Origin of the sequence: Vibrio sp. Vb2880, from assembly GCF_033337975.1 — a bacterium.
Taxonomy (GTDB): Bacteria; Pseudomonadota; Gammaproteobacteria; order Enterobacterales; family Vibrionaceae; genus Vibrio; species Vibrio alginolyticus.
This window is the reverse complement of sequence record NZ_JAWORT010000008.1, coordinates 1-22,976: the sequence shown is the minus strand read 5'-3', so window position 1 is coordinate 22,976 and position 22,976 is coordinate 1. Positions and strand designations below refer to the sequence as shown.

Annotated in this window: 23 protein-coding genes; 15 read left to right on the top strand and 8 right to left on the bottom strand. The window is 44.6% G+C overall.

Annotated elements, in window-relative coordinates:
* Positions 1–5 precede the first annotated feature (5 nt).
* The 7 genes from R7M92_RS10895 to nqrM all read left to right on the top strand — a co-directional run bounded on the left by R7M92_RS10895 (position 6) and on the right by nqrM (position 5,921).
* Positions 6–1,250 carry an NADH:ubiquinone reductase (Na(+)-transporting) subunit B gene (locus tag R7M92_RS10895; RefSeq protein WP_005380265.1) on the top strand — a complete coding sequence of 415 codons (1,245 nt, stop codon included), beginning with the start codon at positions 6–8 and terminating at the stop codon, positions 1,248–1,250.
* Positions 1,240–2,010: a Na(+)-translocating NADH-quinone reductase subunit C gene (locus R7M92_RS10890; RefSeq protein WP_005380267.1), complete on the top strand. Its 771-nt coding sequence runs from the start codon at positions 1,240–1,242 to the stop codon at positions 2,008–2,010. The genes R7M92_RS10895 and R7M92_RS10890 overlap by 11 nt, the downstream gene beginning before the upstream one ends.
* Positions 2,010–2,642, top strand: coding sequence for an NADH:ubiquinone reductase (Na(+)-transporting) subunit D (locus R7M92_RS10885; protein ID WP_005380269.1), 633 nt, complete (start codon positions 2,010–2,012; stop codon positions 2,640–2,642). The genes R7M92_RS10890 and R7M92_RS10885 overlap by 1 nt, the downstream gene beginning before the upstream one ends.
* Positions 2,643–2,649: 7 nt before the next feature.
* Entirely contained in the window at positions 2,650–3,246 is a 597-nt protein-coding gene (gene nqrE, locus R7M92_RS10880) for an NADH:ubiquinone reductase (Na(+)-transporting) subunit E (RefSeq protein WP_005380270.1), read from the top strand.
* A 33-nt stretch (positions 3,247–3,279) separates the two neighbouring features.
* Positions 3,280–4,503 (top strand): NADH:ubiquinone reductase (Na(+)-transporting) subunit F, encoded by a 1,224-nt coding sequence (gene nqrF, locus R7M92_RS10875; protein WP_005380271.1) that lies wholly within the window; start codon positions 3,280–3,282, stop codon positions 4,501–4,503.
* Between the two features lie 157 nt (positions 4,504–4,660).
* Positions 4,661–5,665 (top strand): FAD:protein FMN transferase, encoded by a 1,005-nt coding sequence (locus R7M92_RS10870; protein ID WP_005380272.1) that lies wholly within the window; start codon positions 4,661–4,663, stop codon positions 5,663–5,665.
* Positions 5,666–5,687: 22 nt separating this feature from the next.
* On the top strand, positions 5,688–5,921 hold the full coding sequence (gene nqrM, locus R7M92_RS10865) for a (Na+)-NQR maturation NqrM (RefSeq protein WP_005380273.1): 234 nt from the start codon (positions 5,688–5,690) through the stop codon (positions 5,919–5,921).
* A 157-nt stretch (positions 5,922–6,078) separates the two neighbouring features.
* Here the strand turns inward: nqrM and R7M92_RS10860 are convergent, their stop codons facing one another.
* Positions 6,079–7,296 (bottom strand): response regulator, encoded by a 1,218-nt coding sequence (locus tag R7M92_RS10860; protein ID WP_005380276.1) that lies wholly within the window; start codon positions 7,294–7,296, stop codon positions 6,079–6,081.
* A 187-nt stretch (positions 7,297–7,483) separates the two neighbouring features.
* Here R7M92_RS10860 and R7M92_RS10855 point away from each other — a divergent pair, with 187 nt between their 5' ends.
* Together R7M92_RS10855 and dinB are read left to right on the top strand one after the other, a co-directional pair.
* On the top strand, positions 7,484–7,717 hold the full coding sequence (locus R7M92_RS10855; RefSeq protein ID WP_005380277.1) for a DUF2789 domain-containing protein: 234 nt from the start codon (positions 7,484–7,486) through the stop codon (positions 7,715–7,717).
* A 76-nt stretch (positions 7,718–7,793) separates the two neighbouring features.
* The gene (dinB, locus tag R7M92_RS10850; RefSeq protein WP_025768236.1) at positions 7,794–8,858 is read left to right on the top strand and encodes a DNA polymerase IV; all 1,065 of its coding nucleotides are present in this window, start codon (positions 7,794–7,796) and stop codon (positions 8,856–8,858) included.
* Here dinB and R7M92_RS10845 read toward each other — a convergent pair.
* The gene (locus tag R7M92_RS10845) at positions 8,855–10,780 is read right to left on the bottom strand and encodes an ATP-dependent DNA helicase RecQ (protein ID WP_005380279.1); all 1,926 of its coding nucleotides are present in this window, start codon (positions 10,778–10,780) and stop codon (positions 8,855–8,857) included. The two genes, dinB and R7M92_RS10845, sit on opposite strands and share 4 nt — an antisense overlap.
* Positions 10,781–10,856: 76 nt before the next feature.
* Here R7M92_RS10845 and R7M92_RS10840 point away from each other — a divergent pair, with 76 nt between their 5' ends.
* Together R7M92_RS10840 and R7M92_RS10835 are read left to right on the top strand one after the other, a co-directional pair.
* Positions 10,857–11,336: a GreA/GreB family elongation factor gene (locus tag R7M92_RS10840; RefSeq protein ID WP_318133364.1), complete on the top strand. Its 480-nt coding sequence runs from the start codon at positions 10,857–10,859 to the stop codon at positions 11,334–11,336.
* A gap of 61 nt (positions 11,337–11,397) precedes the next feature.
* The gene (locus R7M92_RS10835; protein ID WP_005385316.1) at positions 11,398–12,141 is read left to right on the top strand and encodes a YggN family protein; all 744 of its coding nucleotides are present in this window, start codon (positions 11,398–11,400) and stop codon (positions 12,139–12,141) included.
* 135 nt (positions 12,142–12,276) lie between these two features.
* Here R7M92_RS10835 and R7M92_RS10830 read toward each other — a convergent pair whose 3' ends face one another.
* On the bottom strand, positions 12,277–14,823 hold the full coding sequence (locus R7M92_RS10830) for an Ig-like domain-containing protein (protein ID WP_213871642.1): 2,547 nt from the start codon (positions 14,821–14,823) through the stop codon (positions 12,277–12,279).
* A 378-nt stretch (positions 14,824–15,201) separates the two neighbouring features.
* Here R7M92_RS10830 and R7M92_RS10825 point away from each other — a divergent pair, with 378 nt between their 5' ends.
* Positions 15,202–16,566 (top strand): sodium-dependent transporter, encoded by a 1,365-nt coding sequence (locus R7M92_RS10825; RefSeq protein WP_033905531.1) that lies wholly within the window; start codon positions 15,202–15,204, stop codon positions 16,564–16,566.
* Between the two features lie 104 nt (positions 16,567–16,670).
* Here R7M92_RS10825 and R7M92_RS10820 read toward each other — a convergent pair whose 3' ends face one another.
* The 5 genes from R7M92_RS10820 to tsaA form a co-directional block, all read right to left on the bottom strand.
* Positions 16,671–16,862, bottom strand: a complete 192-nt coding sequence (locus R7M92_RS10820; RefSeq protein ID WP_005380289.1) for a DUF4250 domain-containing protein — start codon at positions 16,860–16,862, stop codon at positions 16,671–16,673.
* Positions 16,862–17,068, bottom strand: a complete 207-nt coding sequence (locus R7M92_RS10815; RefSeq protein WP_005391765.1) for a YaeP family protein — start codon at positions 17,066–17,068, stop codon at positions 16,862–16,864. The genes R7M92_RS10820 and R7M92_RS10815 overlap by 1 nt, the downstream gene beginning before the upstream one ends.
* A gap of 111 nt (positions 17,069–17,179) precedes the next feature.
* The gene (locus tag R7M92_RS10810) at positions 17,180–17,848 is read right to left on the bottom strand and encodes a tellurite resistance TerB family protein (protein WP_318133361.1); all 669 of its coding nucleotides are present in this window, start codon (positions 17,846–17,848) and stop codon (positions 17,180–17,182) included.
* Between the two features lie 179 nt (positions 17,849–18,027).
* The gene (locus R7M92_RS10805) at positions 18,028–19,743 is read right to left on the bottom strand and encodes a proline--tRNA ligase (protein WP_005380292.1); all 1,716 of its coding nucleotides are present in this window, start codon (positions 19,741–19,743) and stop codon (positions 18,028–18,030) included.
* 111 nt (positions 19,744–19,854) lie between these two features.
* A complete protein-coding gene (gene tsaA / locus R7M92_RS10800; protein ID WP_005380294.1) occupies positions 19,855–20,550 on the bottom strand; it encodes a tRNA (N6-threonylcarbamoyladenosine(37)-N6)-methyltransferase TrmO in 696 nt (231 codons plus the stop codon).
* Between the two features lie 123 nt (positions 20,551–20,673).
* On the opposite strand from tsaA, the gene R7M92_RS10795 reads away from it, so the two are divergent.
* The 3 genes from R7M92_RS10795 (at position 20,674) to R7M92_RS10785 (ending at position 22,879) form a co-directional block, all read left to right on the top strand.
* Positions 20,674–20,934, top strand: coding sequence for a type B 50S ribosomal protein L31 (locus R7M92_RS10795; RefSeq protein WP_005380295.1), 261 nt, complete (start codon positions 20,674–20,676; stop codon positions 20,932–20,934).
* A gap of 3 nt (positions 20,935–20,937) precedes the next feature.
* Entirely contained in the window at positions 20,938–21,063 is a 126-nt protein-coding gene (gene ykgO / locus R7M92_RS10790) for a type B 50S ribosomal protein L36 (protein WP_005380299.1), read from the top strand.
* 229 nt (positions 21,064–21,292) lie between these two features.
* Positions 21,293–22,879 carry an AbgT family transporter gene (locus tag R7M92_RS10785; protein WP_005380301.1) on the top strand — a complete coding sequence of 529 codons (1,587 nt, stop codon included), beginning with the start codon at positions 21,293–21,295 and terminating at the stop codon, positions 22,877–22,879.
* Positions 22,880–22,976: the final 97 nt, after the last annotated feature.

Genomic DNA, 22,976 nt, shown 5'->3' with positions numbered 1-22,976 from the left:
TTTTCATGGCTCTTAAAAAGTTTCTTGAAGACATCGAGCATCATTTTGAGCCTGGTGGCAAACACGAAAAATGGTTTGCCCTGTACGAAGCTGTAGCAACAGTTTTTTACACGCCAGGTATCGTAACAAATAAAAGCTCGCACGTTCGTGATAGCGTTGACCTAAAACGTATCATGATCATGGTTTGGTTTGCGGTATTCCCAGCAATGTTCTGGGGTATGTACAACGCAGGTGGCCAAGCTATTGCAGCACTTAACCACATGTACGCTGGTGACCAACTAGCGACAGTTATCGCAGGTAACTGGCACTACTGGCTAACAGAAATGCTTGGCGGCACTATCGGTGCGGAAGCGGGTGTTGGCAGTAAGATGCTACTAGGTGCGACTTACTTCCTGCCAATCTACGCAACAGTATTTATTGTTGGTGGTTTCTGGGAAGTGTTGTTCTGTATGGTGCGTAAGCACGAAGTTAACGAAGGTTTCTTTGTAACTTCTATCTTATTCGCACTTATCGTTCCACCAACGCTACCTCTATGGCAAGCGGCGCTGGGTATCACATTTGGTGTTGTTGTAGCAAAAGAGATCTTCGGTGGTACAGGTCGTAACTTCCTTAACCCTGCACTTGCAGGTCGTGCATTTCTATTCTTCGCTTACCCAGCGCAAATTTCGGGTGACGTAGTATGGACTGCAGCTGACGGCTTCTCTGGTGCTACTGCTCTTAGCCAATGGGCTCAAGGTGGTAACGGTGCTCTAGTTAACACAGTAACTGGCGCTCCTATCACTTGGATGGACGCGTTCATCGGTAACATCCCTGGTTCAATTGGTGAAGTATCGACTCTAGCTCTAATGATCGGTGCAGCGATGATCGTTTACATGCGAATCGCTTCATGGCGCATCATTGCGGGTGTAATGATCGGTATGATCGCAGTATCGACTCTGTTTAACGTGATCGGTTCTGACACTAATCCAATGTTTAATATGCCATGGCACTGGCACCTAGTTCTAGGTGGTTTTGCATTCGGTATGTTCTTCATGGCAACGGACCCAGTATCAGCGTCATTTACTAGCAAAGGTAAATGGTGGTACGGCATCCTGATTGGTGCAATGTGTGTGATGATCCGTGTAGTTAACCCAGCGTACCCAGAAGGTATGATGCTGGCGATTCTATTCGCGAACCTATTCGCACCTCTGTTCGACCATGTAGTGATTGAGAAGAACATCAAGCGGAGACTAGCACGCTATGGCAAGTAATAACGACAGCATTAAAAAGACGCTGGGTGTTGTTATCGGGTTGAGCCTTGTTTGTTCAATCATCGTATCAACAGCAGCAGTAGGTCTGCGTGATAAGCAAAAAGCTAACGCTGTCCTAGATAAGCAATCAAAGATCGTTGAAGTTGCAGGCATTGACGCAAACGGTAAGAAAGTACCAGAGCTATTTGCTGAGTACATCGAACCTCGTCTAGTAGACCTTGAAACAGGTAACTTTACTGAGGGTAATGCATCTACGTACGATCAACGTGAAGCATCAAAAGATGCAGAACGTTCAATCGCATTGACACCAGAAGAAGACGTAGCTGATATCCGTCGTCGCGCGAATACAGCAGTGGTGTACCTTGTAAAAGATCAAGATGAAGTCCAAAAAGTTATCCTGCCTATGCACGGTAAAGGACTATGGTCGATGATGTATGCCTTTGTAGCCGTTGAAACTGATGGTAACACTGTGTCTGCTATTACTTACTACGAGCAAGGCGAAACTCCTGGACTTGGTGGTGAAGTAGAGAACCCTTCATGGCGCGATCAATTCATTGGCAAGAAATTGTACAATGAAGATCACCAGCCAGCGATTAAGGTCGTGAAAGGCGGCGCACCGCAAGGTTCTGAGCACGGTGTTGATGGCCTATCAGGAGCGACGCTCACTAGTAATGGTGTTCAACACACATTTGACTTCTGGTTAGGTGATATGGGCTTTGGTCCTTTCCTAGCAAAAGTTCGTGACGGAGAACTTAACTAATGTCTAGTGCACAAAACGTTAAAAAGAGCATTCTAGCGCCAGTATTGGATAACAACCCAATCGCGCTACAAGTTCTTGGTGTATGTTCTGCTCTTGCAGTAACAACTAAACTAGAAACAGCTTTTGTAATGACACTAGCGGTAACATTTGTAACTGCGTTGTCTAACTTCTCTGTTTCATTGATCCGTAACCACATTCCTAACAGTGTGCGTATCATCGTTCAGATGGCAATCATCGCATCGTTAGTAATCGTGGTAGACCAAGTGCTAAAAGCTTACCTATACGATATCTCTAAACAGCTATCTGTATTCGTTGGTCTGATTATCACTAACTGTATCGTAATGGGTCGTGCTGAAGCATTCGCAATGAAGTCTGCGCCAGTACCATCTCTTATTGACGGTATTGGTAACGGTCTAGGTTACGGCTTCGTTCTTATCACTGTAGGTTTCTTCCGTGAGCTATTTGGCTCAGGCAAACTATTTGGTCTAGAAGTTCTACCTCTAGTGAGCAACGGTGGTTGGTACCAGCCTAACGGCCTAATGCTACTAGCACCATCAGCATTCTTCCTAATCGGCTTCCTTATCTGGGTAATCCGTATTCTGAAACCAGAACAAGTAGAAGCGAAGGAGTAAGGACGTCATGGAACATTACATTAGTCTGTTAGTTAAATCGATTTTCATCGAAAACATGGCTCTGTCTTTCTTCCTAGGTATGTGTACTTTCCTTGCCGTATCTAAGAAGGTTAAGACCTCTTTCGGCCTAGGTGTTGCAGTTGTGGTAGTTCTGACTATCGCTGTTCCTGTGAACAACCTGGTATACAACCTAGTTCTAAGAGAGAACGCGTTAGTTGAGGGCGTGGACCTTAGCTTCCTAAACTTCATCACCTTTATCGGTGTAATTGCAGCACTTGTACAGATTCTAGAGATGGTCCTAGACCGTTTCTTCCCACCTTTGTACAACGCGCTAGGCATCTTCCTACCGCTGATCACAGTAAACTGTGCAATCTTCGGTGGTGTATCTTTCATGGTACAACGTGACTACAACTTTGCTGAATCGATCGTTTACGGTTTCGGCTCTGGTGTGGGCTGGATGCTAGCAATCGTTGCTCTTGCAGGTATCCGTGAGAAGATGAAGTACTCTGACGTACCTCCAGGTCTACGTGGTCTTGGTATCACATTTATCACTGTAGGTCTTATGGCGTTAGGCTTTATGTCTTTCTCTGGTGTTCAACTGTAAGTCGGGTAAACCGCAACAATTAAGGAATAGTCAATGGACATTATTCTTGGTGTAGTGATGTTTACTCTGATCGTACTAGCACTAGTACTAGTGATTCTTTTCGCTAAGTCTAAGCTTGTACCAACAGGTGACATTACAATTTCTGTGAACGATGACCCTTCTCTGGCGATCGTTACACAACCAGGTGGTAAGCTACTGAGTGCTCTAGCAGGTGCTGGCGTATTCGTATCTTCTGCTTGTGGTGGCGGTGGCTCATGTGGTCAGTGTCGCGTAAAAGTTAAATCAGGTGGTGGCGACATCCTACCAACCGAGCTTGACCATATTACTAAAGGTGAAGCGCGTGAAGGTGAGCGTCTAGCGTGTCAGGTAGCAATGAAAACTGACATGGATATCGAGCTTCCTGAAGAAATCTTCGGCGTTAAGAAGTGGGAATGTACTGTTATCTCTAACGATAACAAAGCGACATTCATCAAAGAGCTTAAGCTGCAAATTCCAGATGGCGAATCAGTACCTTTCCGTGCTGGTGGTTACATCCAGATTGAAGCTCCTGCTCACCACGTGAAATACGCAGACTACGATATTCCTGAGGAATACCGTGAAGACTGGGAGAAGTTCAACCTTTTCCGTTACGAGTCTAAAGTTAATGAAGAGACCATTCGTGCATACTCTATGGCTAACTACCCAGAAGAGCACGGTATCATCATGCTTAACGTTCGTATCGCAACTCCGCCGCCGAACAACCCAGACGTACCACCAGGCATCATGTCTTCGTACATCTGGTCTCTAAAAGAAGGCGACAAGTGTACTATTTCTGGTCCATTTGGTGAGTTCTTTGCGAAAGATACAGATGCAGAAATGGTATTCGTTGGTGGTGGTGCTGGTATGGCTCCAATGCGCTCACACATCTTCGACCAACTTAAGCGTCTGCACTCTAAGCGTAAGATGTCTTTCTGGTACGGCGCACGTTCTAAGCGTGAAATGTTCTACGTAGAAGACTTCGATATGCTACAAGCTGAGAATGACAACTTCGTATGGCACTGTGCACTGTCTGATCCACTTCCAGAAGATAACTGGGATGGTTACACTGGCTTTATTCACAACGTTCTTTACGAGAACTACCTACGTGATCACGAAGCGCCAGAAGACTGTGAATACTACATGTGTGGTCCACCTATGATGAACGCTGCTGTAATCGGCATGCTAAAAGATCTAGGTGTAGAGGATGAAAACATCCTACTAGATGACTTCGGTGGTTAATTCCTCCAAGTGATTGAATCTATGGCTAGCTCTCCAAGAGAGCTAGCCATTATTTTTTATAGACATAAAACTGATACTCAACAGTTGATATAGGTAATCGGATTGAAAGGATTGATCCTATTTCCCATATCAATTCAACAACATTGGGAGTTAACAAGTGAAAAAGTGGCTTGTTGCATTTGCTTCTCTATTGATTTTGGCTGGCTGTGAGCAGCCTGCCGATCAAATTCATTTAAGTGGCCCTACCATGGGGACTTCTTACAACATCAAGTATATCGAGCAAGATGGTATTCCAACGCCAAAAGCGATGCAGACAGAAATTGATCGCTTATTGGAAGAGGTTAATGACCAAATGTCGACCTATCGTGACGACTCAGAGTTAAGTCGTTTTAATCAGCATCAAACGAGCGAGCCATTTACAGTTTCGACACAAACTGCAACGGTAGTGAAAGAAGCAATTCGCCTTAACGGTCTTACTTTAGGTGCATTGGATGTGACGGTCGGCCCTCTAGTTAACCTGTGGGGGTTTGGTCCAGAAGCTCGTCCAGATGTAGTTCCAACCGATGAAGAACTCGCTGCTCGCAAAGCAAATACCGGTATTCACCACCTATCTGTTGATGGTAATACACTGTCCAAAGACCTTCCTAACTTGTACGTCGACCTATCGACGATTGCGAAAGGTTGGGGGGTTGACGTGGTTGCTGACTACCTTCAATCTGAAGGGGTACAGAACTTTATGGTCGAAGTTGGCGGTGAAATGCGTCTCAAAGGTGTCAATCGTGAAGGTGTGCCTTGGCGTATCGCAATTGAAAAACCGACCGTTGATGAACGTTCAATTCAAGAAATTATTGAACCAGGCGACATGGCAATTGCAACAAGTGGTGACTATCGTAATTACTTTGAGAGTAATGGTGTGAGATACTCTCATATTATTAATCCACGAACAGGCAAACCAATTCATCATAAAGTGGTGTCTGTAACGGTATTAGATAAATCGTCGATGACTGCTGATGGTCTTGCAACTGGTCTTATGGTGCTAGGTGAAGACAAAGGCATGGCAATTGCGAACGAAAATAATATTCCTGTTTTCATGATTGTGAAAACGGAAGATGGTTTTAAAGAGTTGGCTTCGGAAGCATACAAGCCATTCATGAAGAAATAACAACAGAAGTGAGCATGTTTTTATGAATACATTTCTAATTACCTTTGCTGTGTTTGTCGCGGTAATCACTGCAATGGCTGTCGGATACATTTTCCAAAAGAAAGTCGTGAAAGGTAGCTGTGGTGGCTTAGGGGCAGTTGGCATCGAAAAAGTGTGTAATTGTCCAGAACCCTGCGATGCGCGTAAAAAACGTGAAGCGCGCGAGGCTGCGCGTGCTGAGAAATTGGCGGCGTGGGAAAAAGATAGAATTGCTTAGTATTGGTTAATCGTACTAAGAAAGTGATAAAGCTCAGCGTTCTGCTGAGCTTTATTTTTAGGCAGCTAACCAAAGCTCAGATGTCCGAGAAAGAGCCCAATACCGTGTTTTGTTGTTTCTTTCTCTCATGTTACAGAGCAAGACCACACTGATAGTATTAGGACGAAGAAATGATTTGGTTACGTCCGTTCTCTTTGGCCATGTAAAGTCGCTCATCCGCCACTTTTATTTGTTGTTCCAGCTCCCCCTCGATGTTGCTTACACCAATACTCGCGGTCACAAGAATGTTTTTGTCCAAATAAGTTATTGGCGTTTTTTCTATGCGCTGTCTCATTTGTTCTAAGCGTGTTAGAAAGCCGTCATAGTCGCCACTGGCTTGAATACAAAACTCCTCGCCACCAAGCCTAGCGACAATATCATTTGGAAAATAGATTTTTAGAATATTCGCTATCATGACTAACACTGCATCGCCGCCCTCATGTCCGTGTGTATCATTTACTTGCTTAAAGAAATCGATATCAAGCATCGCGATGTTTCTTTGAGCGTTTTCTACATGGGGTTGCTCAAACAGAAAGCGGCGGTTCCATAAGCCCGTTAGCGCATCTTGATTTGCCATTTTAAACAGTTCAGATGTTGCGTCTTTGATATCTAACAGTTGGTGAATACGGCAAAAAAATTCTTCTTGATTAAATGGCTTGTATAAAAAGTCATTGGCCCCTGCTTTTAGAAACCTAGCCGTCATGGTCTTAGAGTTACTACCCGACAAGCCGAGAATGGCTAATTGATTTTTATCCCACTTCCGACGTAATTCACGCACCATAGTAATGCCATCTTTAACGGGCATATCATGGTCGGTTAAAACGAGAGTGATATCTGGATTTTGCTCGACAAGCTCTAGGGCTTTTTGCCCATTGTCAGCTTCCAACGTCTGAATATATTGATGCTCCAAAAGTTGGGCAATGTGTCTTCTTACGGTGTGTGAATCATCAACGACTAAACATTTGTGTTGTTGATTGTTGGTTAGTCGCTTGAGGAGTGGTAATAGATAGGAAACGGACGCCATGCTGTCTTTCAAAATATAGTCGAGGACACCTTTTGCAAGCATCTTTTCGCGAGTGTCTTCTTGAAATCGAGCCGTTAAAACAATGACACGATGACCATGTTCCAAAACGAGGTCAATAATCTCGCCATCTTGAGCATCCGGTAAACAATAGTCTAAAACCGCACAGAAGAGGTCCTGTGCTGAAGATAACAAGTTCTTTGCCTCCGCGTAGCTTTCCGCTGCGATGACCTCATAACCAGCTTGGCTTATTGTTTGGCAAAGAAAGTTTTTAAATGCACGACTATCTTCAACAACCAGAATCTTATTACTCAAGCGCAGTCCCCAAAATTAATTGTTTAAAATCAATGATAACTAAAATTAAACTTATCGCCATCAAAAAACACATGTCAACCAAAAGTAGAACAACTACTCAAATGTTTGACACGCATCCGTTAACATCACATCATTATTCCTGTCTTAGTTATATAATTATGTTTAGCTAACGTAGGGAGAAAGTAGTATGGAAATGCATCAACATGGTATGGCTGAGCTATTTCAACAACTGGGCCTCGGTAGCTCTCCTCAAGAAATGAAAGATTTTATTAATCAACATCGACACAAAAGAGATTCTGCGCCTTTACATGAAGCTAGCTTTTGGACGATGTCACAGGCGAACTTTCTAAAACAAGCCATCGAAGAAGATGCAGATTGGGCCGAATTAGTCGATCAATTGGACGTAATGCTTCGAGATTGACGTTCGCTTAAACACGCCCATTTCTCTTCAGGTAGATTTGATTTATACTGTTTTTTTGAACAGTGCTTTGATGGCTATGTCAGATCGAATTAGAAAAATTATTCATGTCGATATGGATTGTTTTTATGCTGCCGTAGAGATGAGAGATAACCCCAGTTACCGTGGCATTGCACTCGCTGTTGGCGGACATGAAAAGCAGCGTGGAGTGATTAGCACCTGTAATTATGATGCGCGTAAATATGGTGTTCGCAGTGCAATGTCAACGGCGCGCGCGCTGCAACTCTGTCCTCATTTGTTGGTTGTGCCCGGTAGAATGCATGTATATAAGCAAGTCTCTCAGCAGATTCGTGCTATTTTTGAGCGTTATACGCCTATCATTGAACCTCTCTCATTGGATGAAGCATACCTCGATGTCACGGACTCGACAGCTTGCCGTGGCTCCGCTACGTTGATCGCAGAGTCAATTCGCCGCGATATCTGGAGTGAACTTGGGTTGACGGCATCGGCGGGCATTGCTCCGATAAAGTTTCTTGCCAAGGTCGCGTCAGACATGAACAAGCCCAACGGTCAGTTTGTGATTCCGCCAGAGAAAGTCCAAGAGGTTATCGATAGTCTTCCGCTAGAGAACATTCCTGGTGTGGGGAAGGTGAGTCTTGAGAAGCTCCACCAAGCCGGTTTTTATCGATGTGAGGACATTAAAAACAGTGACTATCGAGAGTTGTTGAGGCAGTTTGGTCGTCAGGGTGCCTCCTTATGGCAGCGAAGCCATGGAATTGATAATCGAGAAGTCGTTGTTGAGCGCGAGAGAAAGTCCGTCGGTGTGGAAAGGACATTCAGCCAGAACATCGCAACCTATGATGAATGTTGGCAAGTGATTGAGGAGAAACTTTATCCTGAACTCGAGAAACGTTTAGAGCGTGCAAGCCCAGATAAGTCGATTATTAAACAAGGTATTAAAGTCAAATTTGCCGACTTTCAACTGACAACAATTGAGCACATCCATCCGCAATTAGAGCTTGAGGACTTCAAGATCTTGCTAAGAGATATTCTTAAACGCCAAAATGGACGGGAAATTCGCCTTTTAGGCTTGAACGTGATGCTCAAGCCCGAAGACCAAGCGCGTCAATTGAGCTTTTTTTAGGCCCTTACCGTTTCTACCTGCGTTAATACCTGCTCAAAACTTACATTTGCCATTGCACCATAACCTGCTAGCTTTGAGGCTTTTAGCTGGCTAATCAAAGGAGTGCTGATTCCGCACAAGAAGCGAGCAACGGCATCATTACTGATGGCCGATGGGGAAAGCTGAATAAACTCCCGCGCCCATATCGATACTTGAGATTGTTCAATATCTTCAGGTTCTGGTGCTGTGAATGTGGCGACGTGACCACGACACACGGAGCAGTGACCACATTGCTTTGGTGCATCGTGATCCGCAAAGTAGTTCGCCAATTGTGAGCTCAAACAGTGCTCGGACTGGAACAAGTGCAGCATGGTGTGGATTCTTTCGATATCTTTGCTTTCTTTGGATTGGAACAGTTCATACAGTTGTTGGATTAAAACATCCGAGCTCTGTTTGGTTGGCATAACTGAGTACACGTCCGTCAGTTGTTTGCTCTCTAGTTCTATCCAGCCGTTCTGGTGAAAATAGTCGAGCGCTGCGACAACTCGGCTGCGTTCCGATTGATAGTTCATCCATAGCGCTTCTAGATCAACTTGGCACCACACTTTGGCTTTTTGTGAGCAGGAAAAAATAGCCTCCACAAATTGACGTCGCTCGCCTTGAAATTGATTCACAATAAATTGCTGATCGTGCAAAAACTTAAACCGATATTCCGCAAAGTAACTGTACTTTGCTTCAATGACGTTATGTAGCTCCAAATAAACCAACAAGGTTTTGAGTGGCAATTGGCGGATATTACTTTCACGCGACAAACGCAGTGGCACTACCTCCCATTGTGGAGCATGTTCTTTCGCTTGCTCGACTACATAGTTAATTGACGTAAATTCTGGTGTGTCACCATAGACAAAATTCTCCAACACCGTTAGGCCGGACGTATTGCCTAGCAGAATGCACTCCGAGCGTTGCCCGTCCCTGCCTGCACGTCCAATCTCTTGTGCGTAGTTCTCGATTGATTTGGGTAAGTCGAAGTGAATGACGCGTCGAATATCAGATTTATCGACCCCCATACCAAATGCAATCGTTGCAACAATACAGTCAATTTGGCCATCCATGAACTGCTGTTGGATTTGTTCACGAACGTCGCTTTTCATGCCAGCGTGGTATGCGTGAGCGTTAATGCCAATATGGATTAATGACTTTGCTACTCGTTCTGCTGTTTGCTGCTGCGTCACGTATACGATGGTCGGAAGCTTAGGTGAAGAGGCGATGATCTCACTGAGCTGTTCTTGTTTCTTTGTTTCCTCACACGGGATCACCGAGATATCCAGATTAGAGCGGTAGAAGCCTGTAACGGTAATATGTTCACTGGAAATATCGAACTTTTTTTGCATGTCTTCAATAACTGCAGGCGTTGCCGTTGCGGTGAGAAGTAAAGACTGTGGGATGTTCAGTTCACGTTGATATTGCGGTAGTTTGAGATAATCTGGACGAAAGTTATGCCCCCATTCGGAAATACAGTGCGCTTCATCAATGACCATCAAAGAAATCGGTACTTGGCGAATGAATTCACGAAAACGCTCATTTTTTAGTCGCTCAACAGAAATCATCAAGATTTTGATTTGTCCATTCTTCACGCCAGCCATGACCTGTTGTGCTTCTTCTCTACTTTGACTGCTATCGATAGAAGCGGCCGCGATTCCTTTACTTTGTAAAAAGCTCAGTTGATCCTTCATTAACGCCAACAACGGAGAGATCACCAACGTAAGGTTGGGTAATATGGTTGCAGGTAGTTGATAACAGAGTGACTTCCCCGAGCCTGTAGGAAAGATTGCCGCAGCAGAGTAACCATTCATAACGGCTTCAATAACGGGTTGCTGACCTTGGCGTAATGAGTCAAAACCAAATACAGATTGAAGTGTTTGATGCAGCGAGTCACTTTGCATAATAGGGAAACCTTTCTTTGATGGTAAACTTGGCTACATTAACACACCCCGAATACTAAACGCGCGTCCTAAAAGTATGAACAAAGCTGACTTAGTCCAAATTATCATCCAACATCTGGAAGAAAAACTTCAAGTTGCCCATTCATCGGCTCAGCGAGCTATCGATGCCGCCACAGATGAAGAAACTGTTCCCGAGCACAAGTACGATACATTGGCACTTGAAGCCGCGTATCTTGCTCATGGACAAGCCATGCGAATTCAAGATAGTGAAGAGGAGTTGCGTCAATATCGTTCTTTAGTGACTCGTAACTTTAAGAATGCGCCTGTTGGTGTTGGTGCTTACGTTGTTCTCGCAGATGAGAATTTGATCGAAAAGCACTTCTTTGTAGGCCCTTGCTCTGGTGGTTTGACTGTTCAATATCAGACTCTGGAAGTCTTTGTCTTAACAGCCAAATCTCCTCTGGGTCGAGCGTTGTTCGGAAAAGAAGAAGGTGATGAGGTTGACGTGAAAATAGGAGATAAAACAAATTGTTACGAAGTCGTGACGATTTGCTGACATCTCATGTATCACTCAGTGTTATGTTTAACACGAGTAATGTTAAATAAAAGAGAATGACATGAAAAAGCTTTTTACACTCTCATTGCTGATGGTCAGTGCTACTGGTTATGCAGCGCAGTGTCGTGTGGACATCAATAATGAAGTCCGTATGGATGGGCAAAGCTTGGAAATTCGCCAAACGACAGGTGATAAAGCTGTCGTGGATGAGGATAACAACCTCTTCATCAAAGGTGAGCTAATTGAACTCAATGCCGACCAAAAAGCGGCAATTGAAGACTATCGCGAAAAAATGAACGCGTATATTCCACAAGCAAAGCAGTTGGCGAGTGATGGTTTAGCGCTTGCAAATGATATTATTGATGATGTCGCGGAAAGCCTAGACGCACCTGGCGCGTTTGATAACGTCAAAGTCGCAGTACAGGACTTTTTCGCTGATGTTGAATCACGTTACTACAAAGATGGCGATTTCATTCTACCAGCGGAAAGTTTTGAGTCCATGACACAAGGGTGGACTGAAGACTTTGCAAAAGCACAAGAGATCTTCAATAAAGAGTTTTTAGCGAGTTCGTTGGATGCTTTATCGAAAAAAATGAAGGAAGAGGGAGGAATAAACCTCACTGCATTATCGGAGAGTATGGCTGAACTCAGCGCGAAAGTAGAAGAGCGTTTAGCTGAGCATTCGAAAGAGGTAGAGCAACAAGCAGAAGACTTGTGTGACTCGTTAGATGACATGGCAGGGCAAGAAGACGATCTGTTGAAGAAAATCCCTGAGCTAAAAGATTACCGAGTATTTACGATTTAATTACTCATTAAAAAGTAAAAACTCGATGAGATAAAGAAAGAGAGCACTATTGTGCTCTCTTTGCGTTTTTACATACTTGAACAAGTAATGAAAACAAGACGATATTTGCGTTTTACTCGCTTATTCTTTGATAGCTTATTGCGCATTCATCTCGGTGAGTTTATCGCCGACAGGTTTTGAGAAGTTAAAACCATCATGTTGATCCCAGTTGATAGACCATGTCATTACTCCTGCATAATTCGGGTAATGGTACGCTGGTTTAACGGTGCCACATGAAGTGCCTTTGGTTAAACAATCTAGTGCGTTGATTATATTCTGTGTTGGAGCCTGCCCTGAATTTGCCGAGCTAGGACCTGAAGGTAAACCGATTGCGACTTGATCATCGCGCAATGGTGCAAATTGAGTGCCGTCGGCCAACTCAAAACCTTCGATAAGCATTTTAGATTGCGCTACCATCATATCCACAGAGCCTTCTGGTGCACTGCCTGGCAGGTATGGGTTTGGCAAACCGCCGTTGTTATATAACTGGACGTGAAGCAAGTCGAGCGTGCTGCGTGTCTCGTTAATCACAGGGATGTACGCCCCCCAAATACCGCTGTAAGCCACATAACCACCTTGAACATAAGGGTGCTCAGGCGCCATGGTTAGGTACATATCTCCACCCATGTTTTGCTCTATTTGAAGCAAAGCACGACCAAGGCGAGCTTGAATTTGCGAGCCATGAACTAAGTTAGAACCACTCTCTAAATCCACATCTAGACCATCAAAGCCCCACTCAGCGATAAGACCTGTTAGGCTAGAGACAAAGTTGGCTTCATCTTGGTCGGTATTCAGCGTAATCGTGCCTTCTGCGCCGCCAAGAGAGAGAACAAACTTCTTACCTTTAGCTTGAAGCGCTGCCATGTCCTGCTTGAATTGTGTTGGATCGAGTGCTGGACAATCGCTGTAAATATCGCCTGAATATAGATTAAAGTGCACGGTGCCATCACTGTTGCGGTCATTTTCAGCAAAGGCAATATCAATCACATCCCAAGCATCTGCCATATCCGCTAGACGAATTGGACAGCCCGCTCCATTTACAAAATTGTGCCAGTAACCGATGAGTTTATGGCGTTTCTCTACTTGCTCAACCACCGTTATTGCTGCGGCGTCAGACAATGCATTGCTTCCTGACAAATCCACAGCTTGGGCGCTAACTGTAAAGTTACCAAGTGCAGTTGGTGTCCAGTTGGCTGTGTAAGGTGCCGTGGTATCGGTTGCAACAATAGAGCCGTTGATCATGAAATCAACGTGTTTAATGCCTGAAGTTAAAGACGTTGCATCGGCGCTTAATGCGAGGCTTTTGCCTAATCCGGTGGTCTGACCGCTGCTTGGTGAAGTCAGAGAGACGACCAAATCTTTATCGCTGACTTCCACACCAACCAGGGACTCTGACGTGTTGTTATCATTATCGGTTGCGACAGCTTTAAGCTGGTTAGCGCCAATAAGTGTGGCGTTCCAAGTAACGGAATATGGCGCTTGAGTGGTGACCCCTAAGCTGGTGTTGTTCGCAAAAAACTCAACTTGTGTGACTGTGCCATCAGCATCGCTTGCGTTTGCCGTGATTTCGTTATTGCTGCCAGCGAGCACGACTTGTCCATCCGTTGGTGCCGTAATGGTAACTTGCGGTGGTGTCGAACAAGCACCTAGGCCACTCCAAGCATCTTGCCAGTATAGCCCTTCACCAGGCTCGTAAGCCCATGTCGCATCCGAGGAGCACCAACCAGCAACATCACAACGATATTTTTGGTTGAAGTGAGAAACCAGGTCGCCAGCTTGATAACTTGTGCCTGCCACATAAGGTACTGCATCTGCACATCCGCCCGTTCCGGTTTCTGAATTACTAATAACCAGCGCTACTTCTTGGCTCATCGTTGCGAGGTTTGTATCATCAGTCGCTTGTGCTTTGAACGAGTATGTACCTGAACTCGCGGTCCATTGATATTCGTAAGGTGCACTAGTATCAATGGCGACAGATTGATTGTTTACGAAGAACTCAACTTGTGTGACCACACCATCAATATCGTCAGCTTGAGCGGCTACGGTTAGGCTATCACCTGCATTAAGCACTTCTGTGCCTACTGGGCTGGTCAATGAAATGCTTGGTGGTGGTAATTCGACTTGTGGTTGAACTTGGATAGAAATCGTCGTGGTGCTAACAGCTCCCTCATTATCGGTCGCAATTGCGGTCAATTGCGAGATCCCTTCAATAGCTGTCCAAGAAGCTTCGAATGGTGCTTGAGTTACCACAGCAACCGTTTGGTTGCCTGCGACAAACTCAACTTGTGTGATTTGGCCATCTTCGTCTGCCGCGTTGGCTAACAAAGTGATCGCACTGCCTTCGGGAATTTGTGCGTTGTTTATTGGAGAGGAGAACGACACCGTTGGTGATAAATTGTTGCTTCCACCATCACATTGCCCTAACGCTTTCCATGCTTCCCAAGATCCTGAGTTGGTCACGGGATCATTGCCTTGCGTCCAATATGCAGCCTCATAAGCGGCTCCTTGCGTTTTTACTAAAGCGCCCGATGTATAAGTCGCAGTGCTGTCCCAGTCGGGTAGACTTTGACAGTTATAGGCTTGAGCTTGGTAGCTGGCGCTGAGTGCTACAACCATCGCTCCGTGAAGTAGGGTGACCTTCATTTTCCTCTCCTTGAATCATGGGTATAAATGAGAACAGAGTAATAACTAGCTGATAAATAGACATTAGGGGGAAAAAGCGAAGCACAATATTCTGCTTTTCGACACAGTATCACGAGGAACAGTTCGTCCCTTACACCAGAGCTCATTATTTTTCGGCTCACTTCACGGCAGAAGGATTGGTAAAATTCAGCCACGTAAAACGAGCAACAGTCACGAGGCTTTTGAGCGATGAATATGAGATGTACGTTAAAATTTACAAGCTGAATGACTATAAATTATTTCAACTGTCGAGGATTTAACCGAGGTACTCTTGTTGAATAGTGAATATTGCTATAGTGTACTAGTTAGCTAGTTCAATGATATTTTTGTGTGAGTAGTATGACACAGCAAACCTCTTCTCAGCCTCGCGAGCATTTTGGCTCTCGTCTCGGGTTCATCTTAGCTGCCGCAGGTGCTGCAGTTGGCCTTGGCAATATTTGGGGCTTCCCAACTCAAGCAGCCAGTAATGGTGGCGGTGCTTTCCTATTAGTTTATTTGGTGATGATTCTTATCGTCGCATTTCCGATGCTGGTGGTTGAAATGGCGATTGGTCGCCATGGTCAAGCCAACCCTGTAGACAGTATGCGTGCAATCACAGATAACCCTACCGGTAAAAAACTCGGCGGCATTGTGGGTTGGATTGGTTTAAGCGTACCAAGCGCTGTCTTAGCGTTTTATTCAATTGTTGGTGGTTGGTTGATCTGCTTTTTACTGGGTGCAATCACAGATCTAATGGGGTTAGAAGCTGCAACTCAATGGCTAAAGGGCTTTAGTGTTGAACGTAACTTGTTCGGAACCATTACTTTTTATGTACTGACGATTCTCATCGTACAAGGTGGCGTAAAACAAGGTATTGAGAAGTGGTCCACACGTTTGATGCCAGCATTGTTTGTTCTGTTTGCTCTGCTATTTGCTTACATCATGACGCAAAACGGTGCGATGGAAGGTCTGAAACATTACCTAGTGCCGGATTTTGAAAAGGTATGGGACCGCAAGTTGATTCTTGCTGCAATGGGACAGGGCTTCTTCTCGCTTACGATCGGTGGCTGCTCAATGTTGATTTACGGATCTTACTTGAGTAAGAAAGAAAACCTACCAAAGATGGCGATGAACGTGACCATGGTAGATACTGCCGTTGCTTTCATTGCAGGGTTAGTGGTGATGCCAGCGATGTTTGTAGCAATGCAAAAGGGCGTTCAAATCTATGCAGAAGATGGCTCTCTCTTAAGCTCAGATACGTTAGTGTTTACGGTATTGCCACTAATGTTTGATAGTTTAGGTTTGCTTGGTCAATTATTCTCTATTGTGTTCTTCTTATTGCTGACGATTGCGGCGCTAACGTCTTCCATTTCAATGTTAGAGTGTCCAGTGGCTTTAGTGAGTGAGCGCTTCAATACTAAGCGCAGCGCAACGAGCTGGGTTTTAGGTGGTCTCATTGCTTTGTTCAGTGTGGTGATTGTTTATAATTTTGGTGCTCTATTTGGTATGGTCGCGACGGTTGCTACTCAGTATCTACAACCAACCGCTGCGCTCTTATTCTGCTTATTTGGTGGTTGGGTATGGAATCGCAACTCAAAAATCAAAGAGCTTGAGCAAGGTTGCCCGGAGTTTACGCAAGGTTGGTTTGGTAAGTTATGGCCTGCGTATGTGAAGTTTGTATGTCCAATTCTTGTGGCGACAGTCATCTGGGCTTCATTTGGCTAACCGAGACGCCTATCGAATAAAAGAAAAGGGCTTGATGGTAACTCATCAAGCCCTTTTTCATATTGGTTATTCTCGTTTCGGTTATCCGCCAAGAATGGTGTTGATTAACGGAATTGTCCTGCTTCTGGAAGAAAGTCAAAACCAGCAGAAGCCAGTTTTGTCTCCAGTGCTGTGCGTTCGATATCGAAGAAAGCCACCAGTTTATCTAAGTCACCACCGAAGTCGTCGCGTAGCTTCATATTCACAATGCTCATCAGCATGACAGGATCCATGGATTCAAAGTTCGCTAGATTCATTACTTATCCTCAAAATCTGAAATCAGTAGGTTTGCCGCAGCAAATGCCGCTTTTTCACGCACTTCTTTAGGCAGGGACTCATCCGCTGCAACATCGTTCAGTGCTTTAACTGCACATGAAATTGCTTGGGGAATATAAGCTTGATCGCCACTACCAATCTGAGCATAAAGCTCACGAACCAGTTCACAACAGCCGTATACTTGCATGTTTTCTTTCCACTAAATGATAACTTATCTCAATATACACACAGCGGATTTGAAACTCAAAGTACAGAGTTGTTTTGGCTCAAGTTGAAGGTTTGCTTGAGCGAGATTTAATCACTGCATTTGTGCTTCTAACTGCTGAGTGACTTCTGGCGAAAGTTGAAGTTGTTTTGCTAGTTCTTGCAGATACGCTTTTTCCATAAAGTTTTGTTCATCAGCGACGATCAAAGACGCCAGGTAAATTTCTGACGCTTGTTGAGGAGAGGTCGCCTGATTAGCAATTTCAGCAGGATCAAGCGGTTTGTTTAACTCTTGCTGAACGAGGTGACGAACGTGCTCATCTGCGCCCATATCCGCGAGAGCTTGTTCAATGCGAGCCATTTCCTCTTCATCAACGTGACCATCAGCTTTTGCAGCTCCAATCATTGCTTTTAAAATTAAGACACTGTGTTTACTGTCATCGGGGTCAAAGGTTTCTTGAACACCTTGACCGGATTGCTTGGCTTGCCAGTCGTTATACACTTTGTAGGCCAAGGCTCCAAGCGCAGCTGCGCCACCGACTTTTAATGCGCTTGACCCTATTTTTTTAGTCATTTTTTTACTTTTCTTTGAGCCCATCAGCATACCGATGAGGCCTCCGCCTACAGCACCTACTCCTAGCGTTTTTAGGCTACTTGAATTTGATGAGGATTTGATGTTGTTGGTTTGTTTGCCCAATGCATCTGCACCTTGCTTAAGTAAGTCTGATTTGAGTGCTTGGTTTAGAAGACTTTTTAAATCCATAACTGACCTCCTTTAGATGATGAAATCAGTTTAATAGCAAGAAGCTGAACCAAAGATTAACAAAGTGAATAGTTCGAAAAAGGTCGAGGGAGGGCGTTGAGCTGTAATAAAAAAGGGCTGACCGAAGCCAACCCTTTTTAACTATTTGAAACTACTTCAAATGCGAACTCGTCGAGTGCTTACTTTAGTTGAGCTTTTACGTGCTCAACAATGTCAGTCATTGCGACTGCTGTTTTCTCACCAGTAGCACGGTTCTTGTATTCGAAGTTGCCTTCTTTCATTGAGCGGTCACCGATAATAATGGTATGCGGTACACCAATAAGCTCCATGTCAGAGAACATTACGCCTGGGCGTTCTTTTCGGTCGTCAAATAGCACTTCGATGCCCATTGCCGTTAGCTCAGCGTACAATTTCTCAGCGGCTTCTTTCACTTCTTCTGACTTGTGCATGTTCATTGGAACGATCGCTACCTGGAATGGTGCGATTGCATCTGGCCAGATGATGCCGTATTTGTCGTGGTTTTGTTCAATAGCAGCCGCTACTACGCGAGTGATACCGATACCGTAACAACCCATTTCTAGGATGACGTTCTTACCATCAGGACCCAGTACACCACAGTTCATCGCTGCGGAGTAAGCGTTACCTAGTTGGAAGATATGGCCAACTTCGATACCACGCTTAAGCTGGATAATGCCCTTGCCACATGGGCTTGGGTCACCTTCCACAACGTTACGTAGGTCTTCAACTTGGCCAAGCTCTACATCACGACCCCAGTTAATACCGAAGTAGTGTTTGCCATCGATGTTCGCGCCCGCACCGAAGTCGCTCATTACCGCAACGCTGCGGTCAACAATGAACGGCAGTTTAAGGCCAACAGGGCCTAGTGAACCAGGGCCTGCACCGATAAGCGCACGAATTTCTTCTTCAGATGCCATTTCCAGTGGAGCTGCAACCTGAGGAAGGTTTTCTGCTTTCACTTCGTTCAGTTCATGATCACCACGAATAATAAGCGCGATGATTGGCGCATCAACTTCGTCAGATGCTTTCACAAAAAGTGTTTTCACTGTTTTTTCAATTGGTAGTTCGAACTGCTCAACCAATTCAGCGATTGTTTTCGCGTTTGGCGTATCAACCAACGTCATTTCTTGTGTTGGTGCCGCAGCCTCAGAGGCTGGAGCTAGTGCTTCTGCTTTTTCAATGTTTGCCGCGTAATCTGACTCGCTAGAGAATGCGATGATATCTTCGCCGCTTTCAGCCAGTACGTGGAACTCTTGAGAGCCGCTACCACCGATAGCACCGCTATCTGCAAGTACAGGACGGTAATCCAGACCCATGCGATCGAATGCTTTACAGTAAGCATCATGCATTGCGTCGTATGACTTTTGTAGTCCGTCTTTATCAATGTCAAAGCTGTACGCATCCATCATTGAGAATTCACGTGAACGCATTACGCCAAAACGTGGGCGTCGTTCGTCACGGAATTTAGTTTGGATTTGGTACAGGTTTAGCGGAAGCTGTTTGTAAGAGCTCACTTCATTGCGAACAAGGCTAGTGATCACTTCTTCAGCGGTTGGGCTAAGTACAAACGGACGAACATGACGGTCAGTAAAGCGAAGTAGCTCAGGACCCATCTTTTCGCTGCGGCCTGTCTCTTCCCATAGTTCAAACGGCTGAACAACGGGCATCAAAGTTTCGACTGCGCCTGCATTGTCGATTTCTTGACGAACGATGTTTTCGACTTTACGCAGTACACGTAGACCAGTAGGTAGCCAGGTGTATAAACCTGAAGCCAGCTTACGGATCATACCTGCACGTAGCATGAGCTGGTGGCTCACTACTTCTGCGTCGTTTGGAGTCTCCTTCAGAGTAGAAAGAAGATAATTACTGGTACGCATTAAATTTATCCGTTTATTTAAGTTAGATACTCAAGCTTGAATAAGCAGGAGTATGGGAGTTCCCGAAAGGGAAATTTGTTAGCCGTCTATAATATCAGCCAATTGCGTTTGTCAAAAGCTTTCAATAGCGGTAACCGTTATTAAGTTGCTTGTTGCTGTGAACTTTACGTTCAAGTCGAACAAATTTACCGCATATTCTTTGTCGTCCGGCTTGTTTTTCTTATATGCAGGGCGAGGATCTTGTGCCAGAACTTGTTCAATGACTGATCTTACATAGTCAGTATCGGATCGATTTTCTATCGTTGCTAATGCTTGAGCAGAAAAGGTGACTTGTGACTTTTCTGGCTCTTGGTCTGCGTATCCGCCTTGTGCTTCCGAAATAGAATCCGAATAGGGGATATAAGGCTTAATATCCACAATCGGTGTCCCATCCACGAGATCTACACTGCCTAAATCAAGATAGATTTGATCGCCTTGCTTAGTGACTCCTTTCACTTCAACGGCTGACATTCCGATTCCGTTTGGACGGAAAGTCGAGCGCGAGGCAAAGACACCAATTCGTTCATTGCCGCCTAATCGTGGCGGACGTACAGTTGGTTTCCAACCAGCTTCCAGGTTCTGATCAAATAGAAACAACAACCAAACGTGAGAGAACTGTTCTAGCCCACGCACTGCTTCAGGGCTATTTGCTGCACCTAACAGTTTTACGCGTGCTTTAGCCTCTGGTACTAAGCGTGGTTGGCGCGGAACTGCAAACTTTTCTTTGTACGGTGTCTCAATGACGCCGATGGGTTCGATGGAATACATGGTGGATATCTTTAAGAATTCATTGAGATGAAAAGTATCACAAATTTCTCTTGCTTTTCTTGTTGATAATGATTATTAATTAAAATGTTATAACATAACAATTTAATTGAAAGGAAAAGTATTATGAAACCAGGAATCCACCCTGAATATCGTCCTGTGGTGTTCCACGACACCAGTGTAGATAAGTACTTTGTCGTTGGTTCTACGTTGAAAACGGAGAGAACCATCGAATGGAAAGATGGCAAAACTTACCCTTACTTTACGTTAGATGTGTCGTCAGCTTCTCACCCGTACTACACCGGTAAACAGCGCGTTGTACAAACCGAAGGTCGCATTGCGAACTTCAACCGTCGTTTTGGTCAATTTAAGAGCGAAAAGGAATAAATCATGAAGGTAGTAAAATCATTAAAAAGTGCAAAAAGTCGTCATCCGGATTGTCAGATTGTAAAACGGAGAGGGCGTCTTTATGTCATTTGTAAAACGAACCCGAGATTCAAAGCTGTGCAAAAGTAATCAGCCTGCATATATCTAACTTATGGTTTTGTTTAATTGATAATGTTGAGTTAATTATCTTACATGGATGAAATATCTACATTTTTATTCAATGTTGGTTATAAATGCCTCTGTTCGTCACAGTTTGTAACATTTAGGGCTTTTATTTGACCTTCTACTCAAGTACCCTTCGCACGCTTTTTGACATTTTTGTCACATTTGCATAGGAATAAAAACAAGGAGGGAACAGATGAGTTCATCTGATTCAATTAAACAAAACTCGCCTAAGAAGCCGCTGTTTACGCGCTTTTTGGATACTGTCGAATATTTGGGGAACTTATTACCCCACCCGATCACACTATTTGCCATTTTCTGTTTAGCCATTCTGGTGATGTCGGGTATTGCAGGATACTTCGAAGTTTCCGTAGTTGATCCTCGTCCTGAGGGTGCAAAAGGTCGTGCCGCGGATGGCATGATTCATGTCGTTAGCTTGCTTAACGCTGATGGCCTTGAACTAATCGTTACCAATCTAGTGAAAAACTTTGTCGGCTTTGCACCTTTGGGTACGGTATTGGTTGCGATGTTGGGTGTTGCTATTGCTGAATACTCAGGCTTGCTATCTGCAGCAATGCGTGGCTTAGTCATGGGTGCATCACAACGCATGGTAACAGTGACGGTCGTTTTCGCGGGTATCATTTCAAATACGGCATCAGAGCTTGGCTATGTGGTACTTATTCCACTGGCTGCAATGCTGTTCCATTCTTTAGGTCGTCACCCACTTGCCGGTCTTGCTGCGGCGTTCGCTGGTGTATCTGGTGGTTACTCAGCAAACCTACTTATTGGTACGGTTGACCCGCTGTTGTCAGGCATTACTGAAACGGCGGCGCAAATGATTGACCCAACTTACACTGTTGGTCCAGAAGTTAACTGGTACTTCATGTTTGTGTCGACATTCTTCATTGCAATCACAGGTGCGTTTGTTACTGAAAAAATTGTTGAGCCAAAGCTTGGCAAATACAGTGAAGAAGAAGCCTCAGAAGATTTGTCGAACGACAAAATGGGTGGCTTAACAGACATTGAGAAGAAAGGCCTAAAACTAGCAGGTGTTGCTGTACTGGTTGTTTCAGCGCTGCTTGCTTGGACGGTTGTTCCAGAAGACGGCATTCTACGTTCTGATGCAGGTACAATTGCAGGTTCACCATTCCTGAAAAGTATCGTGGCATTCATCTTTGTGTTCTTTGCTATTCCAGGCTTTGTGTTTGGTAAAGTTGTTGGCACGATGAAGACGGATCGCGATGTAATTGATGCAATGGCGAAATCTATGTCTTCTATGGGCATGTACATTGTATTAGTTTTCTTTGCGGCTCAGTTCGTTGCTTTCTTTAAATGGACTAACTTCGGTCAGGTATTCGCGGTTGCTGGCGCTAGCTTCCTGCAAGAAATTGGCTTAACTGGCCCAATGTTGTTCTTTGCCTTCATCCTGATGTGTGGCTTTATTAACCTAATGATTGGTTCGGCATCGGCACAGTGGGCAGTAACGGCTCCGATTTTTGTTCCTATGTTGATGCTTGTTGGTTATGCACCAGAAACGATTCAGGCTGCTTACCGAATTGGTGACTCGACGACAAACATCATTACTCCAATGATGAGCTACTTTGGTTTGATTCTTGCCGTAGCGACTCGTTACATGAAGAACTTAGGTATCGGTACGCTGATCGCGACCATGCTACCTTACTCAATCTGCTTCATTGTAGGTTGGAGTGTGCTGTTCTACCTATGGGTATTCGTATTTGGTTTACCAGTAGGCCCTGGCGCAGCAACATACTACACACCTTAGAAAACGGTTACCTCACACAGCTTGACCCGTCCTGATATGGGTTGACACTTTTTAACTAAAACGCTCGATGTACTTCATCGGGCGTTTTGTATTTTAA

What these genes read in the sequence shown, in the direction of transcription:
- R7M92_RS10895 (WP_005380265.1), top strand. Translation starts at nt 6, where the DNA reads ATGGCTCTTAAAAAGTTTCTTGAAGACATCGAGCATCATTTTGAGCCT.
- R7M92_RS10890 (WP_005380267.1), top strand. Translation starts at nt 1,240, where the DNA reads ATGGCAAGTAATAACGACAGCATTAAAAAGACGCTGGGTGTTGTTATC.
- R7M92_RS10885 (WP_005380269.1), top strand. Translation starts at nt 2,010, where the DNA reads ATGTCTAGTGCACAAAACGTTAAAAAGAGCATTCTAGCGCCAGTATTG.
- nqrE (WP_005380270.1), top strand. Translation starts at nt 2,650, where the DNA reads ATGGAACATTACATTAGTCTGTTAGTTAAATCGATTTTCATCGAAAAC.
- nqrF (WP_005380271.1), top strand. Translation starts at nt 3,280, where the DNA reads ATGGACATTATTCTTGGTGTAGTGATGTTTACTCTGATCGTACTAGCA.
- nqrM (WP_005380273.1), top strand. Translation starts at nt 5,688, where the DNA reads ATGAATACATTTCTAATTACCTTTGCTGTGTTTGTCGCGGTAATCACT.
- R7M92_RS10855 (WP_005380277.1), top strand. Translation starts at nt 7,484, where the DNA reads ATGGAAATGCATCAACATGGTATGGCTGAGCTATTTCAACAACTGGGC.
- dinB (WP_025768236.1), top strand. Translation starts at nt 7,794, where the DNA reads ATGTCAGATCGAATTAGAAAAATTATTCATGTCGATATGGATTGTTTT.
- R7M92_RS10845 (WP_005380279.1), bottom strand. Translation starts at nt 10,780, where the DNA reads ATGCAAAGTGACTCGCTGCATCAAACACTTCAATCTGTATTTGGTTTT.
- R7M92_RS10840 (WP_318133364.1), top strand. Translation starts at nt 10,857, where the DNA reads ATGAACAAAGCTGACTTAGTCCAAATTATCATCCAACATCTGGAAGAA.
- R7M92_RS10835 (WP_005385316.1), top strand. Translation starts at nt 11,398, where the DNA reads ATGAAAAAGCTTTTTACACTCTCATTGCTGATGGTCAGTGCTACTGGT.
- R7M92_RS10830 (WP_213871642.1), bottom strand. Translation starts at nt 14,823, where the DNA reads ATGAAGGTCACCCTACTTCACGGAGCGATGGTTGTAGCACTCAGCGCC.
- R7M92_RS10825 (WP_033905531.1), top strand. Translation starts at nt 15,202, where the DNA reads ATGACACAGCAAACCTCTTCTCAGCCTCGCGAGCATTTTGGCTCTCGT.
- R7M92_RS10820 (WP_005380289.1), bottom strand. Translation starts at nt 16,862, where the DNA reads ATGAATCTAGCGAACTTTGAATCCATGGATCCTGTCATGCTGATGAGC.
- R7M92_RS10815 (WP_005391765.1), bottom strand. Translation starts at nt 17,068, where the DNA reads ATGCAAGTATACGGCTGTTGTGAACTGGTTCGTGAGCTTTATGCTCAG.
- R7M92_RS10810 (WP_318133361.1), bottom strand. Translation starts at nt 17,848, where the DNA reads ATGGATTTAAAAAGTCTTCTAAACCAAGCACTCAAATCAGACTTACTT.
- R7M92_RS10805 (WP_005380292.1), bottom strand. Translation starts at nt 19,743, where the DNA reads ATGCGTACCAGTAATTATCTTCTTTCTACTCTGAAGGAGACTCCAAAC.
- tsaA (WP_005380294.1), bottom strand. Translation starts at nt 20,550, where the DNA reads ATGTATTCCATCGAACCCATCGGCGTCATTGAGACACCGTACAAAGAA.
- R7M92_RS10795 (WP_005380295.1), top strand. Translation starts at nt 20,674, where the DNA reads ATGAAACCAGGAATCCACCCTGAATATCGTCCTGTGGTGTTCCACGAC.
- ykgO (WP_005380299.1), top strand. Translation starts at nt 20,938, where the DNA reads ATGAAGGTAGTAAAATCATTAAAAAGTGCAAAAAGTCGTCATCCGGAT.
- R7M92_RS10785 (WP_005380301.1), top strand. Translation starts at nt 21,293, where the DNA reads ATGAGTTCATCTGATTCAATTAAACAAAACTCGCCTAAGAAGCCGCTG.